The organism is Streptomyces sp. NPDC045026 (assembly GCF_056432625.1).
Map to the genome: position 1 here is coordinate 519681 of NZ_JBWKIS010000003.1, position 15185 is coordinate 534865.

10 protein-coding genes are annotated in these 15185 nt (G+C 69.6%); 8 read left to right on the forward strand and 2 right to left on the reverse strand.

Features of this window, described 5'->3' with window-relative positions:
- Positions 1-83 precede the first annotated feature (83 nt).
- The 5 genes from AC07EJ_RS09745 to serA all read left to right on the forward strand — a co-directional run bounded on the left by AC07EJ_RS09745 (position 84) and on the right by serA (position 8774).
- Positions 84-3098: a putative bifunctional diguanylate cyclase/phosphodiesterase gene (locus AC07EJ_RS09745; RefSeq protein WP_478884023.1), complete on the forward strand. Its 3015-nt coding sequence runs from the start codon at positions 84-86 to the stop codon at positions 3096-3098.
- Positions 3099-3341: 243 nt separating this feature from the next.
- Positions 3342-5183 carry an acetolactate synthase large subunit gene (locus AC07EJ_RS09750; RefSeq protein WP_389478378.1) on the forward strand — a complete coding sequence of 614 codons (1842 nt, stop codon included), beginning with the start codon at positions 3342-3344 and terminating at the stop codon, positions 5181-5183.
- Between the two features lie 29 nt (positions 5184-5212).
- The gene (gene ilvN, locus AC07EJ_RS09755; RefSeq protein ID WP_362904674.1) at positions 5213-5737 is read left to right on the forward strand and encodes an acetolactate synthase small subunit; all 525 of its coding nucleotides are present in this window, start codon (positions 5213-5215) and stop codon (positions 5735-5737) included.
- Positions 5738-5846: 109 nt separating this feature from the next.
- The gene (gene ilvC / locus AC07EJ_RS09760) at positions 5847-6848 is read left to right on the forward strand and encodes a ketol-acid reductoisomerase (RefSeq protein WP_326773974.1); all 1002 of its coding nucleotides are present in this window, start codon (positions 5847-5849) and stop codon (positions 6846-6848) included.
- A 300-nt stretch (positions 6849-7148) separates the two neighbouring features.
- A complete protein-coding gene (serA, locus tag AC07EJ_RS09765) occupies positions 7149-8774 on the forward strand; it encodes a phosphoglycerate dehydrogenase (RefSeq protein ID WP_389478379.1) in 1626 nt (541 codons plus the stop codon).
- A gap of 140 nt (positions 8775-8914) precedes the next feature.
- Here the strand turns inward: serA and AC07EJ_RS09770 are convergent, their stop codons facing one another.
- On the reverse strand, positions 8915-10453 hold the full coding sequence (locus tag AC07EJ_RS09770; RefSeq protein ID WP_393584962.1) for an MFS transporter: 1539 nt from the start codon (positions 10451-10453) through the stop codon (positions 8915-8917).
- Between the two features lie 109 nt (positions 10454-10562).
- On the opposite strand from AC07EJ_RS09770, the gene AC07EJ_RS09775 reads away from it, so the two are divergent.
- Positions 10563-11144: a TetR/AcrR family transcriptional regulator gene (locus tag AC07EJ_RS09775; RefSeq protein WP_389485864.1), complete on the forward strand. Its 582-nt coding sequence runs from the start codon at positions 10563-10565 to the stop codon at positions 11142-11144.
- On the opposite strand, the gene AC07EJ_RS09780 is transcribed toward AC07EJ_RS09775, so the two are convergent.
- The gene (locus AC07EJ_RS09780) at positions 11133-12353 is read right to left on the reverse strand and encodes a PucR family transcriptional regulator (protein ID WP_389485862.1); all 1221 of its coding nucleotides are present in this window, start codon (positions 12351-12353) and stop codon (positions 11133-11135) included. The genes AC07EJ_RS09775 and AC07EJ_RS09780 overlap by 12 nt on opposite strands.
- Positions 12354-12536: 183 nt before the next feature.
- Between AC07EJ_RS09780 and AC07EJ_RS09785 the strand changes: the two genes are divergently transcribed.
- Together AC07EJ_RS09785 and pruA are read left to right on the forward strand one after the other, a co-directional pair.
- Positions 12537-13463, forward strand: coding sequence for a proline dehydrogenase family protein (locus AC07EJ_RS09785; RefSeq protein ID WP_478884024.1), 927 nt, complete (start codon positions 12537-12539; stop codon positions 13461-13463).
- A gap of 32 nt (positions 13464-13495) precedes the next feature.
- Positions 13496-15127 (forward strand): L-glutamate gamma-semialdehyde dehydrogenase, encoded by a 1632-nt coding sequence (gene pruA, locus AC07EJ_RS09790; RefSeq protein ID WP_389485858.1) that lies wholly within the window; start codon positions 13496-13498, stop codon positions 15125-15127.
- Positions 15128-15185 lie beyond the last annotated feature (58 nt).

Sequence of the window (15185 nt, forward strand, 5' to 3'; positions counted from 1 at the left end):
CCGACTGGGGTAGCGCCGTGGAGAGTTCGGCGCCGGGGACGGACACCGGGACTGCGAGGGGGGCGACGGGCGATGCACGGCCTATGGGCGAACGATCCGACTCGGCGGGGCAGCCGGCGACGACCCGCGCGCGCACCGGTCCGCAGAAGCCGACCCAGCTGCCTCGGCAGCCGCAGGGGCGGACGCCACAGGAGCGGCGGACGCCGGAGGCCTCAGCAAGCAGGGCACGGACACCGGGACACGGGGGCGGCACGGACCGGAGTGTCCACGTGAGCGCCCCCGGAGCCGTGCTCACCGGCCGTGGCCTGTTCCAGGGCGGAGGGACCGGCCTCGCCTCACAGCTCACGCTCGCCCTCCTGTGCACCGGGTACGCCACGGGATCCGCGCTCGGCTGGGGATCCGACCGACTCGCCCTGTTCATGGGTGACTTCGGACTCAGCGCCGCCGCCGCGGTCGCCGCCGTGTCGAACTTCGCTTACGCGCGCAGCCGGCGCAGCCGCTTTCGACCGGCCTGGGTCCTGTTCGCGGTCTCCTCCGCCATGGCGTCCCTGGGAAACGGGGTGTGGGGCTGGTACGAGGTCGTCCTCCAGCGCCCCGTGCCGACGCCGAGCCTCGCCGACCTCTTCTTCCTGTGCTTCGCGCCGCCCGCCATCGTGGGGCTGCTCGTTCTCGCCAAGCGCCCCTTCACCAAGGCCGGTTGGGTCTGTCTTGCGCTCGACGCCTGGCTCATCGCCGGCTCGCTGATCACGCTGTCCTGGAGCCTCGCCCTCGTGCACACCGCGCGGTTCGAGGGGCAGAGCGTCACCCGCACCGCGCTCTCCCTCGCGTACCCGCTCCTCGACATCGTGCTGGTCAGCATGGTGCTCGCGCTGCACTTCCGCCGCTCGCCCGGCAACCGCACGGCGGTGAACACCGCGATCGGCGCGCTCGCCCTGACCGTGATGTGTGACGCGCTGTTCACCTCGCCCCTGCTGCACGCGAGTTACCGCTCGGGGGAGATCCTCGACGCCGGCTGGTTCGCGGGATCGCTGCTTCTCGCGTGCGCGCCCTGGGTGGGGCCGAGGGGCGGGGAGCCCGACGAAGGACCCGCCTTCGCGCGGTACCAGGTCACCCGCCCCATCTCCGGATCGCTCGGGGCGCTCACTCCCTATCTGGCCGCCGCCGTCTGCACGTTGGGGATCCTCTACAACGTCCTGAACGGCCACAGCGTCGACCGTGTGGTCCTCTTCACGGCCTGCACGGTCGTCCTGGCCCTCGTCGTCCGCCAGGGCATCATGCTCCTCGACAACATCACCCTCACCCAGGAGCTGGCGCAGAAGGAGAACCACTTCCGCTCCCTGGTGCAGGGCTCCAGCGACGTCATCATGATCGCCGCGCCGAACGGCATCCTGAGATACGTCAGTCCGGCCGCCGCCGGGGTCTACGGGCGCGACGCCGAGGAACTCGTCGGGTCCGAGCTCGCCTCGATCATCCATCCCGAGGACCTCGGGCGCGTGGTCCACGAAGTGCGCCGCTTCCTCGCGGCGAGCCAGATCGAGGAGCCCACGACCCGGATCGAGTGCCGCTTCCGCTCCGGCGCCGGCGCCTGGCTGAACGTGGAGTCGACGATCAACCGCCACCACGGCGGCCTCATCCTCAACAGCCGGGACGTCACCGAACGGGTGCGTCTCCAGGCGCAGTTGCAGCACAACGCCGAGCACGACCCGCTCACCGACCTGCCCAACCGCGCCCTGTTCACCAAGCGGGTCGGCCACGCGCTGGGAGGCCGCCGCGCCACCGACCGCGGCACAGCCGTCCTCTTCATCGACCTCGACGGCTTCAAGCAGGTCAACGACACCATCGGCCACCAGGCGGGCGACGAACTCCTCGTCCAGGCCGCCCGACGGCTGGCCGAATCCGTGCGCTCCGGAGACACCGCCGCCCGCCTGGGAGGCGACGAGTTCGCGGCACTGATCGTCGGCGACGGCAGCCGCGACGACACCGCGCGCGAGCAGCACATCTACGAGCTCGCGGACCGCCTCAGGGTCACCCTCTCGCAGCCGTACGGCATCGACGGCAACGATGTCCGGGTGGCCGCCTCCATCGGCGTCGCCTTCGCCGAACCCGACGTATCCGCAGGCGAGTTGTTGCGCAACGCGGATCTGGCGATGTACCGGGCGAAGGCAGCCGGCAAGGGGCGCGTGGAGCTGTACGCGCCCCAGATGCAGGCCGACGTCGTCCGCAAGGCGGAGCTCGCCACGCGGCTGCGCACCGCCCTGCACGAGGGCGAGTTCGCCCTGCTGCACCAGCCGGTCGTCTCGCTCGCCACGGGCCGGATCACCTCGGTCGCCGCGCAGGCCCGCTGGCGCTCGCATCAGGGCATCCTGTTCACGCCCGCCGAGTTCCTGCGGACCGCCGAGGAGGGCGAGCGGACCGCCGAGCTCGGCCGCTGGATGCTGGAGGAGGCCGTCGAGCAGGCCGCCGGGCGGGGCTGCGGAGGCCATGCCGTGCCCGTGACCGTCCGGATCGGCGCCCGCAGGCTCCTCGACCGGTCGCTGCCCCTCGGCTCCATCGAGGCGCTCCTCACCCGCCACGGGCTGCCCTCGGGCGCGCTGGTCATCGAGCTGGCCGACAGCGACCCCAGGGTGCCCCTGGACGAGCTGGAGCGCCGCCTCACCGCGCTGCGCAGACTCGGCGTCCGGATCGCCCTGGACGGCTTCGGCAGCGGATACGCGGCCATCACGGCGCTGCGCAGGCTCCCTGTCGATGTACTGAAACTCGACCGCAGCCTTGTAGAAGGAGTGGTGGAATCCGCCCGCCTGCACAAGATCACCAGTGGCCTGCTGCGCATCGCCGGCGACCTCGGCCTGAAGTCCGTGGCCGACGGGGTCGACCTGCCCGAGCAGGTCGTCGCGCTGCGCGACATGGGATGCACACATGGACAAGGGATGGCCTTCTCCGGGCCGCTCGACGAGTACCGACTGCGCCGTGCCCTGGCCTCGGGGAACTACCCGGTGCCGAGCGGTCCGGCCGAGCCGGTGTTCGCGGGCGTACCCTCGCCGTCCGGCCGGACGACCCTGCTGCGCTCACATGATGAGACTCCCGTCCCACCTACTTGACACGCACAGTGTGCCGGGGAGAGGGTCAATGCCATGCGCACCCGAATTCTCGTACTTGGAAAGCGCGTCGGCTGAAGCTGGGACCCACCGGTCGGAACACCGGACCCCAGCGACCGCACCCGGCGCGCTCCCCTCGCTTGCCTCACGGCACGAGGGGTTTTTTGTTGCACAAGCGCGTGTAGTCCAGTAACCGAACACCGTACAAACCTCGCAAAAACCCTCAGCATCGAGAAGAGAATGCCGATGACCGAGCAGGCCACCGGGGCCCACCATCCGCAGCCGCGGCCCCGAGGACAGCAGTCCGCCCCCGTCGAGCACGTCACGGGTGCGAAGTCCCTCATCCGTTCGCTCGAGGAGGTCGGGGTCGACACCGTATTCGGCATTCCCGGCGGCACGATCCTTCCCGCGTACGACCCGATGATGGACTCGACCCGGGTGCGGCACGTTCTCGTGAGGCACGAGCAGGGCGCGGGGCACGCGGCCACCGGCTACGCGCAGGCCACCGGCAAGGTCGGCGTCTGCATGGCGACGAGTGGTCCGGGTGCGACGAACCTGGTGACGCCGATCGCGGACGCCATGATGGACTCCGTCCCGCTGGTCGCGATCACCGGTCAGGTCGTGACCAAGGCCATCGGCACGGACGCCTTCCAGGAGGCGGACATCGTCGGCATCACGATGCCGATCACGAAGCACAGCTTCCTGGTCACCAGGGCCGAGGACATCCCGAAGGCGATCGCCGAGGCATTCCACATCGCCTCGACCGGCCGTCCCGGCCCGGTCCTCGTGGACATCCCGAAGGACGTGCTGCAGATGCAGACGACGTTCTCCTGGCCGCCGCAGCAGGACCTGCCCGGCTACCGCCCGGTGACCAAGCCGCACGCCAAGCAGATCCGCGAGGCCGCGAAGCTGATCACCGCCGCGAAGCGGCCGGTCCTCTACGTCGGCGGCGGTGTGCTCAAGGCGCACGCCACGGCCGAGCTGAAGGTCCTCGCAGAACTCACCGGAGCGCCCGTCACCACCACCCTGATGGCGCTCGGCGCATTCCCCGACAGCCACCCGCTGCACGTGGGAATGCCGGGCATGCACGGTGCGGTCACCGCCGTCACCGCGCTGCAGAAGGCCGACCTGATCGTCGCCCTCGGAGCCCGCTTCGACGACCGTGTCACCGGCAAGCTGGACAGCTTCGCGCCGTTCGCGAAGATCGTCCACGCCGATATCGACCCGGCCGAGATCGGCAAGAACCGCGTCGCCGACGTGCCGATCGTCGGTGACGCCCGCGAGGTCATCGCCGATCTGGTCCAGGCCGTGCAGAAGGAGCACAGCGAGGGCCACACGGGCGACTACAGCGCCTGGTGGAAGGACCTCAGCCGCTGGCGCGACACCTACCCGCTGGGCTACGACCAGCCCGAGGACGGCTCGCTCTCGCCGCAGAACGTCATCGAGCGGATCGGTCAGCTCGCCCCCGAAGGGACGATCTTCGCCGCGGGCGTCGGCCAGCACCAGATGTGGGCCGCGCACTTCATCCAGTACGAGAAGCCCGCCACCTGGCTCAACTCCGGCGGCGCCGGAACGATGGGCTACTCGGTGCCTGCCGCGATGGGTGCGAAGGCCGGCATGCCGGACCGCACCGTCTGGGCGATCGACGGCGACGGCTGCTTCCAGATGACCAATCAGGAACTGACCACCTGCGCGCTCAACAACATCCCGATCAAGGTCGCCATCATCAACAACGGCGCCCTCGGCATGGTCCGCCAGTGGCAGACGCTGTTCTACAACCAGCGCTACTCCAACACCGTGCTCCACAGCGGCCCCGACGACGTCAAGGACAACAAGGGCACCCGCGTCCCCGACTTCGTCAAGCTGTCGGAGGCCATGGGCTGTTACGCCATCCGGTGTGAGCGTCCCGAGGACCTGGACAAGGTCATCGAAGAGGCCAACTCCATCAACGACCGCCCCGTCGTCGTCGACTTCATCGTCCACGAGGACGCCATGGTGTGGCCGATGGTCGCCGCAGGCACCTCCAACGACGAAGTCATGGCCGCCCGCGGGGTCCGCCCCGACTTCGGCGACAACGAAGACGACTGAGACCGAGAGCGAAAGAGAGACCAAGAGCCATGTCCAAGCACACGCTCTCCGTCCTGGTCGAGAACAAGCCCGGTGTCCTCGCCCGGATCACCGCACTGTTCTCCCGCCGCGGGTTCAACATCGACTCGCTGGCGGTCGGCGTCACCGAGCACCCCGACATCTCCCGCATCACCATCGTGGTGAATGTCGAGGACCTGCCGCTCGAACAGGTCACGAAGCAGCTCAACAAGCTGGTCAACGTCCTGAAGATCGTCGAACTGGAGCAGGGCCACGCCGTCCAGCGTGAGCTCGTCTTCGCCAAGGTCCGCGCCGACAACGAGACGCGCTCGCAGATCGTCGAGATCGTCCAGCTGTTCCGCGCCAAGACCGTGGACGTGTCCCCGGAGGCCGTCACCATCGAGGCCACCGGCTCCAGCGACAAGCTGGAAGCGATGCTCAAGATGCTGGAACCCTTCGGCATCAAGGAGCTCGTCCAGTCGGGCACCATCGCGATCGGCCGCGGCTCGCGCTCCATCACCGACCGGAGCCTGCGGGCGCTCGACCGCACGGCCTGAGCCCCCAGGCGCTTTCGAGCGCCCTCTCGTATACCGAGACCCGAAAACTTCCCTCCGCAATCCCGCCGTACGGTGGGACGCAACACCTGCACACCAAGGAGAAAATCCAGTGGCCGAGCTGTTCTACGACGACGATGCCGACCTGTCCATCATCCAGGGCCGCAAGGTCGCGGTGATCGGTTACGGCAGCCAGGGCCACGCCCACGCGCTGTCGCTCCGTGACTCCGGTGTCGACGTCCGCGTCGGTCTGCACGAGGGCTCCAAGTCCAAGGCCAAGGCCGAGGAGCAGGGCCTGCGCGTCGTGACGCCGTCCGAGGCCGCCGCCGAGGCCGACGTCATCATGATCCTGGTCCCGGACCCGATCCAGGCCCAGGTCTACGAGGAGTCCATCAAGGACAACCTCAAGGACGGCGACGCGCTGTTCTTCGGCCACGGCCTCAACATCCGCTACGGCTTCATCAAGCCCCCGGCCAACGTGGACGTGGCGATGGTCGCGCCCAAGGGCCCGGGTCACCTGGTGCGCCGCCAGTACGAAGAGGGTCGCGGCGTTCCGTGCATCGCGGCTGTCGAGCAGGACGCCACGGGCAACGGCTTCGAGCTGGCCCTCTCCTACGCGAAGGGCATCGGCGGCACCCGCGCCGGCGTCATCAAGACGACCTTCACCGAGGAGACCGAGACCGACCTGTTCGGTGAGCAGGCCGTCCTCTGCGGTGGCACCGCCGCGCTGGTCAAGGCGGGCTTCGAGACGCTGACCGAGGCCGGCTACCAGCCGGAGATCGCGTACTTCGAGTGCCTCCACGAGCTGAAGCTCATCGTCGACCTCATGTACGAGGGCGGCCTGGAGAAGATGCGCTGGTCGATCTCCGAGACCGCCGAGTGGGGCGACTACGTCACCGGCCCCCGCATCATCACGGACGCCACCAAGGCCGAGATGAAGAAGGTCCTCGCCGAGATCCAGGACGGCACGTTCGCCAAGAACTGGATGGACGAGTACCACTCGGGCCTGAAGAAGTACAACGAGTACAAGACCCAGGACGAGAACCACCTCCTGGAGACCACCGGCAAGGAGCTCCGCAAGCTCATGAGCTGGGTGGACAACGACGAGGCGTAAGCCTTGTGACGAAGGGGCCGGGGCGAACGCCCCGGCCCCTTCGTCCAGGTGGACGGCCCGCCGCGCTCCCGCGTCAAGGGCTTGTCCACCTCGTCCAGCCACGGACGGGTGATCCTTCCACGGAGGCGCAAGACCACCTGTGAAGCGCCACTAGACTGCAGAACACATTCGCGTCGGGCCCACAGCGTCGTGCGTCTACCACGCGGCACAGCGACACCGAAGAAGTGCAAGCACGCCCCCCACTTCCCGGCGCCGCTGACACCCCTCCACCGCCTGCGGCCGTCGGGACGGCCGTCCGCAATGGGACTTGTGAGGACTCACGTGAGCACTGCTGCAACCGGCAAACCTGTCGTACTCATCGCGGAAGAGCTGTCTCCCGCGACCGTCGATGCGCTTGGACCTGACTTCGAGATCCGCCAGTGCAACGGCGGAGACCGGGCCGAGCTGCTCCCGGCCATCGCCGATGTCGACGCGATCCTGATCCGCTCGGCCACCAAGGTCGACGCCGAGGCGATCGCCGCCGCGAAGAAGCTGAAGGTCGTCGCCCGAGCCGGCGTCGGCCTCGACAACGTCGACGTCTCCGCCGCCACCAAGGCCGGCGTTATGGTCGTCAACGCTCCGACCTCCAACATCGTGACCGCCGCCGAGCTCGCCTGCGGCCTGCTCATCGCCACCGCGCGCAACATCCCGCAGGGCAGCCAGGCCCTCAAGGCCGGCGAGTGGAAGCGCTCCAAGTACACGGGCGTGGAGCTGGCCGAGAAGACCCTCGGCGTCGTCGGCCTCGGCCGCATCGGCGCGCTTGTCGCGCAGCGCATGTCGGCGTTCGGCATGAAGGTCGTCGCGTACGACCCGTACGTGCAGCCCGCGCGCGCCGCCCAGATGGGCGTCAAGGTCCTCACGCTGGACGAGCTGCTCGAGGTCTCCGACTTCATCACCGTGCACCTCCCCAAGACCCCCGAGACGGTCGGCCTGATCGGCGACGACGCGCTGCGCAAGGTCAAGCCGACCGTCCGCATCGTCAACGCCGCGCGCGGCGGGATCGTCGACGAGGCGGCGCTGTACTCGGCGCTCAAGGAGGGCCGCGTCGCCGGTGCCGGCCTGGACGTGTACGCGAAGGAGCCCTGCACGGACTCCCCGCTGTTCGAGTTCGACCAGGTCGTGGCCACCCCGCACCTCGGAGCCTCCACGGACGAGGCGCAGGAGAAGGCCGGTATCGCCGTCGCCCGCTCCGTGCGGCTCGCGCTCGCCGGTGAGCTCGTCCCGGACGCGGTGAACGTCCAGGGCGGCGTCATCGCCGAGGACGTCAAGCCGGGCCTGCCGCTCGCCGAGAAGCTCGGCCGGATCTTCACCGCGCTCGCGGGCGAGGTCGCGGCCCGCCTCGACGTCGAGGTCTACGGCGAGATCACCCAGCACGACGTGAAGGTGCTCGAACTCTCCGCTCTGAAGGGCGTGTTCGAGGACGTCGTCGACGAGACGGTGTCGTACGTGAACGCTCCGCTGTTCGCGCAGGAGCGCGGCGTCGAGGTCCGCCTCACCACGAGCTCCGAGTCCCCGGACCACCGCAACGTCGTCACCGTGCGCGGCACGCTGACCGGCGGCGAGGAGATCTCGGTCTCCGGCACGCTGGCCGGACCCAAGCACCTCCAGAAGCTCGTCGCCGTCGGCGAGTACGACGTGGACCTCGCCCTGGCCGACCACATGGTCGTCCTGCGCTACGAGGACCGTCCCGGTGTCGTCGGCACCGTGGGCCGCGTGCTCGGCGAGGCGGGCATCAACATCGGCGGCATGCAGGTCGCCCGTGCGGATGTGGGCGGCGAGGCGCTGGCCGTCCTGACCGTCGACGACACGGTTCCCGCCGGGGTGCTCAGTGAGCTGGGTGACGAGATCGGCGCGGCGTCCGCGCGCTCGGTGAACCTGACCGACTAGTTCCTGGTACGTGGTTGAGCCCGAGTCACCCTTGTGGGGGGCTCGGGCTCTTCTTTTTCTCCCCCCAACCCGAACGCCGTACGGGCTGAAGTTCAGCCCGTACGGCGTTCGGGTTGGGGTCCGGGGCGGCGCCCCGGGACTCAGACGAGAACCTCCGACTCCGGCTCAGGCTGCGCTTCCCGCTGCGGCGCAGCCACCCCGCGCAGGCCCCGCAGAGCCAGTACCGCCGCCCCCAGCAGGACCACCCCGCCGGCCAGCGCGGCGATGTGCATCCCGCTCGTGAACGCCTCCCGCGCTGACGTCAGGAGCGCGTCGCCCGCCCGGCCCGGCAGGTGCTGCGCCACCGCGAGCGCCCCGCCCAGCGTCTCCTTCGCCTCGGCCGGCGCGTCGCCGATCTCGTGGCGGTAGACCGCCGTACCGATCGAGCCCAGCACGGCCATGCCGAGGGCGCCGCCGAACTCCTGGCCCGTCTCGAGGAGGGACGACGCCGCGCCCGCCTTCTGGGCCGGGGCCGCGCCGAGCGCCAGGTCCGTGAGCTGGGAGCCCACGATCACCGCGCCGGAGGCGAGTACACCCGCTCCGGCCAGGACGGTCCACAGCGAGTCCGTGCCGGCCAGCATCAGGAGGCCGTAGCCGCAGGCGCTGGTCAGGAATCCGGCGGTGACGACGGAGCCGCGGTGCACGCCCCGCTGGACGAGGACCGTCGCGACGGGGGCGGCGAGGCCGATGAAGACGGTCGGCGCGAGCGCCCACAGGGCCGCTTCGAGCGCGCTCTTGCCGAGGACGGCCTGGAGGTACTGCGTGGTGAAGTACGCCGAACCCATCATCGCGAAGGCCGAGATGAGGTTGAGGGTGACGGCGGGGCCGAAGCCGCGGCCCCGGAAGAGGTCCGGCGAGATCATCGGTGACTCGGCGGTGCGCTGGCGGCGTACGAACAGGGCGGCGAAGACGAGGCCGACCACGATCGAGGCGACGTAGAGCGGCTCGAAGCCCTCGGAGGGGATCTCCTTGATGCCGTAGACGAGGGGGAGCACCGCGGCCATCGACAGCGGGACGCTCAGGAAGTCGAAGCGGCCCGGCTTCGGGTCCTTGAACTCGGGGAGCAGGACCGGGGCGAGCAGCAGGAGCAGGGCCATCGCGGGCAGGTTGACGAGGAAGACCGAGCCCCACCAGAAGTGCTCGACGAGGATGCCGCTCATCACCGAGCCGAGCGCGATGCCGCCGGTCATGACGCCGGACCAGATGCCGATGGCCGTGGCGCGCTGCTTGTCGTCGCGGAACATGTTGCGCACCAGTGCCATCGTCGTGGGCATCAGGGTCGCTCCGCCGATGCCGAGGATCGCGCGGGCCGCGATCAGCAGCTCCGCGCTGTTCGCGTAGGCCGCGCACACGGACGCCGCGCCGAAGGCGGTGGCGCCGATCATCAGGAGCTTGCGGCGGCCGATGCGGTCGCCGAGGGAGCCCATCGTCATCAGCAGGCCGGCGAGCACGAACGCGTAGATGTCGAAGATCCACAGCTGCTGGGTGCCGGTCGGCTCGAGGTCCGCGCTGATCGAGGGGATCGCGAAGTAGAGGACGGAGACGTCCATCGAGACGAGGAGCAGCGGAAGCATCAGGACCGCGAGCGCCGTCCATTCACGGCGTCCCGCACGGGAGTTGGTGCTCGGTGAGTTCGTCATGAGGAGGACTGTACGAGTGTCTTAAACGCTTGTCTAGTACGAGCGTATAGATCGGTTGTGTAAGACGTTCGTCTGGGACGGCTGTATGAAACGGGGGTACGGTGGCGGCATGGGACATCGTGAGGATCTGCTCGAAGGCGCCAAGCGCTGCCTTCTGGAGAAGGGGTTCGTGCGCACGACGGCGCGCGACATCGTCAAGGAGTCGGGCGCCAACCTGGCGTCCATCGGCTATCACTACGGGTCGAAGGACGCGCTGCTCGCGCAGGCGTACGTCGCGCTGGCCGAAGGGGCCTCGGACGACTGGAGCGACGTGGGCGAACTGCCCGGTGCCCCCGGCTCGTTGGAGCGGTTCCGGGCCGTGATGGCCGGGATCACCGACAGCCTAGGAAAGCCCGGGTCGATCTGGCACCTGAGCATCGAGCTCGTGACGATGGGCGACAAGATGCCGGTCGTGCGCGAGCACCTGGCGCAAGCTCAGCACGAGGCGGGGCGGGGCTTCATCGGCATGGTCATGGGGGAGGAGCCGCCGGCCGACGATCCGAGTGTGCACACGCTCGGGAAGCTCTTCTCGGTGCTGGTCCTCGGGCTCGTCGCCCAGCACACCTTCGACGCGGACTACTCGCCCAGCGCCGACGAACTCACCGAGGGCGTACGGCTGTTGATGGAAGCCGCCCAGAAGTCACAGGCGTGACGCCTTGAGCCCCATGTGCAGCAGCAGCCGGTCCTCGCCGTCGTCCAGGTCGAGCCCGGTGAGCTGCTCCACGCGGGACAGGCGGTAGTAGAGGGTCTGGCGGTGGATGCCCAGCTCCGCCGCCGTGCGCCCGGCCTGGCCCGCGCAGTCGAGGAACACCTCGGCGGTACGGGCCAGTTCGCGGTGGGCCGGCTGCAGGAGCGGGGCCAGGACCGGGTCGTGCGCCGTGTCCGGGGGCAGCGCGGTGAGCAGGCGGTACGGGCCGATCGCCGCCCAGTGCGCGTCCGGACCGAGACGCGGCTCGGCGAGTGCCGCGCGCGCCGCGGCCGTCGCCTCCTGCCAGGCGGCGCCCAGGTCGTCCAGCTCCCGTCGCGCGCCCGCGAACCCCGCCGCGACGACCGCGGCACCGGCGCGCTCCCGCAGTTTCGCCGCCGCGGCCGTGGCCGGCCCGAGCGCGTCCGCCGACCGCAGCCGCACCAGCAGGGCCAGCGCCTGCCCCGCCGCGCCCCACGGCACCGTGCACAGCGCGTCGGCCGCCGGGATCGTACGGAAGGACGGCGCGTCGTCCGGGTCCTCCGCATGGGGGTATCCCCCGCCCGAGTGGAGCTGAGAGCTCGGGGAAGGCCAGGGCGCGACGCACACCACCGCGTGCAGCCCGTCCGCCCGCGACCCGAGCGCCGTGCGCAGGGCCGCCACCGCCATGTCCCGCTGCCAGCCGCGCTCGGCCGTGAGGACCTCGCGGAACTCACGGGTCAGGTCCGCTCCCGCCTGCGCCTCGTCCGCGAGCAGCGCACCGATGCGGCCCGCCACCTCCATCGCGGCGGTCAGCTGCTGCTCGGTCGGCCCCGGCTCGTCGTCGAGCAGCCACACATAGCCGAGGACCACACCCCGATGGCGTACGGGAAGGCAGATGCGGCCCCGGTAGACCCCGGCCTCCGGGGTCGGCGGGATGCGGACGGGACCGGTGGCGCGGGCGATGCCGAAGCCCTCGAACCAGGTGCGCACCGCCGTCGTGGAGCGGCGGGTCAGGATCGAGCGGGTGCGGACAGGGTCCAGCGTCGACTCGTCGAAATCGCTGTCGCTGTCGTGCGCGCCGAACGCGATCAGCCCGAAATCCCGGTTCTCCAGCGTCGCGGGGGCGCTGAGCAGCGCCGAGATCTCGTCGACCAGTTCCTGGTAGTCGCCCTTCACCCCGCCATTCTCGCGCACCCCGCGGCACTCTTCAGACAAATGTCTGAGGTGGTGGCCACAGATGCGTGACAGCTGTCGATGGCACACGATCGGAGGGATCCTTAGATTTCACGGTGGTTCTCCGTGCCGTACCGGTCTGTTGCGATTCAGTTCGTTTACGCCGATACGGCCACTCGTTCGTACTCTCCGTGGAGGTGGCCCGTGCTGGGTCCCGTGATTCTCGCCGCGTCGCGCAGCGACAAGATGCGCCGCTTCATCTCGGCAGCCCCCGGCACGAAGCAGGTCGTCGACCGGTTCATCGCCGGTGAGAGCGTCGACGACGTCGTGCCGATCGTCGTGGACGCCTGCGGCAAGGGCCTCGAGGTCACTCTCGACGTGGTCGGCGAGGACATCACGACGCCCGGGCAGGCCGCCGCCGCGCGCGACGCCTACCTCGAGCTGATCGCGCGCCTCAAGGACCTGGGCCTCGGCACCAAGGCCGAGATGTCCGTCAAGCTGTCGATGTTCGGACAGGCGCTGGACGGCGGCCACGAGCTGGCCCTCGCCAACGTCCGCCCGGTCGTCGAGGCCGCCGCCGAGATCGGTACCACGGTCACCCTGGACGCCGAGGACCACACCACCCTCGACTCGATGTTCGCCATCCACGAGGAGCTGCGGAAGGACTTCCCGCAGACCGGATGCGTCATCCAGGCCTACCTCTTCCGCACCGAGGACGACGCCACCCGCCTCGCCGCCGCCGGCAGCCGCGTACGCATCGTGAAGGGCGCCTACAAGGAGCCCGGCTCCGTCGCGTACCAGGACAAGGCCGAGATCGACAAGGCGTACGTCCGCATCCTGAAGATCCTGATGGAGGGCGACGGGTACCCGATGATCGGGTCCCACGACCCGCGCCTCATCTCCATCAGCCAGGAGCTCGCCCGCCGCGCCGGGCGCAAGCTGGACGAGTACGAGTTCCAGATGCTGTACGGGATCCGCAGCGACGAGCACGTCCGCCTCGCCGCCGAGGGCCACCGGATGCGCGTCTACACCGCGTACGGCACCGACTGGTACGGCTACTTCATGCGCCGCCTCGCGGAGAAGCCCGCCAACCTGCTGTTCTTCGCCCGCTCCATCCTCACCAAGGGCTGAGCCCCACCCCTCTCAAAGGAGTTCCGAGACTCATGGACGCTGTAACCCAGGTCCCCGCTCCCGTCAACGAGCCGGTGCACGGCTACGCCCCCGGCTCCCCGGAGCGGGCGCGCCTCGAGGTCAAGCTCAAGGAGCTTGCCGAGAACCCGATCGAGCTGTCGATGACCATCGGCGGCGTCAAGCGCCTCGGTGGCGGTGACGAGTTCACCGTCGTCCAGCCGCACAACCACAAGGCCGTCATCGGTACGGGCCGCGGCGCCACGCAGCAGGACGCGCAGGACGCGATCGACGCCGCGCTCGCCGCCGCCCCGGCTTGGCGCGCGATGTCCTTCGACGACCGCGCCGCGATCATCCTGCGCGCCGCCGAGCTGCTCTCCACGACCTGGCGCGAGACCCTCGCCGCGTCCACGATGCTCGGCCAGTCGAAGACCGCGCAGCAGGCCGAGATCGACACGCCCTGTGAGCTCGTCGACTTCTGGCGCTTCAACGTGCACTACGCCCGCAACATCCTCGCCGAGCAGCCCCCGGCGAACTCCACCGGCGTGTGGAACCGCATGGACCACCGCCCGCTCGAGGGCTTCGTCTACGCGATCACGCCCTTCAACTTCACCGCCATCGCGGGCAACCTCCCCACCGCCCCCGCCCTCATGGGCAACGTGGTGGTCTGGAAGCCGTCCCCGACGCAGACCCACGCCGCCGTGCTGCTCATGCAGCTCCTCGAAGAGGCCGGCCTGCCCAAGGGCGTCATCAACCTCGTCACCGGTGACGGCATCGCGGTCTCCGAGGTCGCCCTGAACCACCGCGACCTGGCCGGCATCCACTTCACCGGCTCGACCAAGACCTTCCAGCACCTGTGGAAGACGGTCGGCACGAACATCGACAAGTACCGCACCTACCCGCGGCTCGTCGGTGAGACCGGTGGCAAGGACTTCGTCGTCGCCCACCCGAGCGCCGACCGCGCCGTCCTCAAGACGGCCCTGACCCGCGGTTCCTTCGAGTACCAGGGCCAGAAGTGCTCCGCGTCCTCGCGCGCCTACGTTCCGGCCTCCATCTGGAACGACGGCTTCAAGGAGGAGTTCGCGACCGAGGTCGACGGCATCAAGATGGGTGACGTCACCGACCTGACGAACTTCATCGGTGCTGTCATCGACGAGCGCTCCTTCGCCAAGAACAAGGCGGCCATCGACCGCGCCAAGTCGGACCCGACCTGCACGGTCATCGCAGGTGGCGAGTACGACGACTCGGTCGGCTACTTCGTCCGCCCGACCGTCATCGTGTGCAGCGACCCGGCGAACGAGGTCTTCACGACCGAGTACTTCGGCCCGATCCTCGCGGTGCACGTCTACGACGACGCCAAGTACGACGAGATGCTGGACCAGATGGAGTCCGCCTCGGACTACGCCCTGACGGGTGCGGTCATCTCGAACGACCGCGCCGCCGCCGCGCACACGATGGACAAGCTCCGCTACGCCGCGGGCAACTTCTACATCAACGACAAGTCGACCGGCGCCGTCGTCGGCCAGCAGCCCTTCGGCGGCGGCCGCGCCTCCGGCACCAACGACAAGGCCGGCGCCCCGCAGAACCTCCAGCGCTGGACTCTGACCCGCGCCATCAAGGAGACGCTGGTCCCGCCGACCGAGTACGGCTACCCGCACATGGGCTGACGCCCGCCCGGCGTTTCGACGCCCCTCTGAACCCCGCCTCCGACCAGGGCCCCACCCC

Bases quoted from the DNA above. Each gene is read 5' to 3' on its own strand.
- AC07EJ_RS09745 (WP_478884023.1), top strand. From the start codon at position 84: ATGGGCGAACGATCCGACTCGGCGGGGCAGCCGGCGACGACCCGCGCG.
- AC07EJ_RS09750 (WP_389478378.1), top strand. From the start codon at position 3,342: ATGACCGAGCAGGCCACCGGGGCCCACCATCCGCAGCCGCGGCCCCGA.
- ilvN (WP_362904674.1), top strand. From the start codon at position 5,213: ATGTCCAAGCACACGCTCTCCGTCCTGGTCGAGAACAAGCCCGGTGTC.
- serA (WP_389478379.1), top strand. From the start codon at position 7,149: ATGGGACTTGTGAGGACTCACGTGAGCACTGCTGCAACCGGCAAACCT.
- AC07EJ_RS09770 (WP_393584962.1), bottom strand. From the start codon at position 10,453: ATGACGAACTCACCGAGCACCAACTCCCGTGCGGGACGCCGTGAATGG.
- AC07EJ_RS09775 (WP_389485864.1), top strand. From the start codon at position 10,563: ATGGGACATCGTGAGGATCTGCTCGAAGGCGCCAAGCGCTGCCTTCTG.
- pruA (WP_389485858.1), top strand. From the start codon at position 13,496: ATGGACGCTGTAACCCAGGTCCCCGCTCCCGTCAACGAGCCGGTGCAC.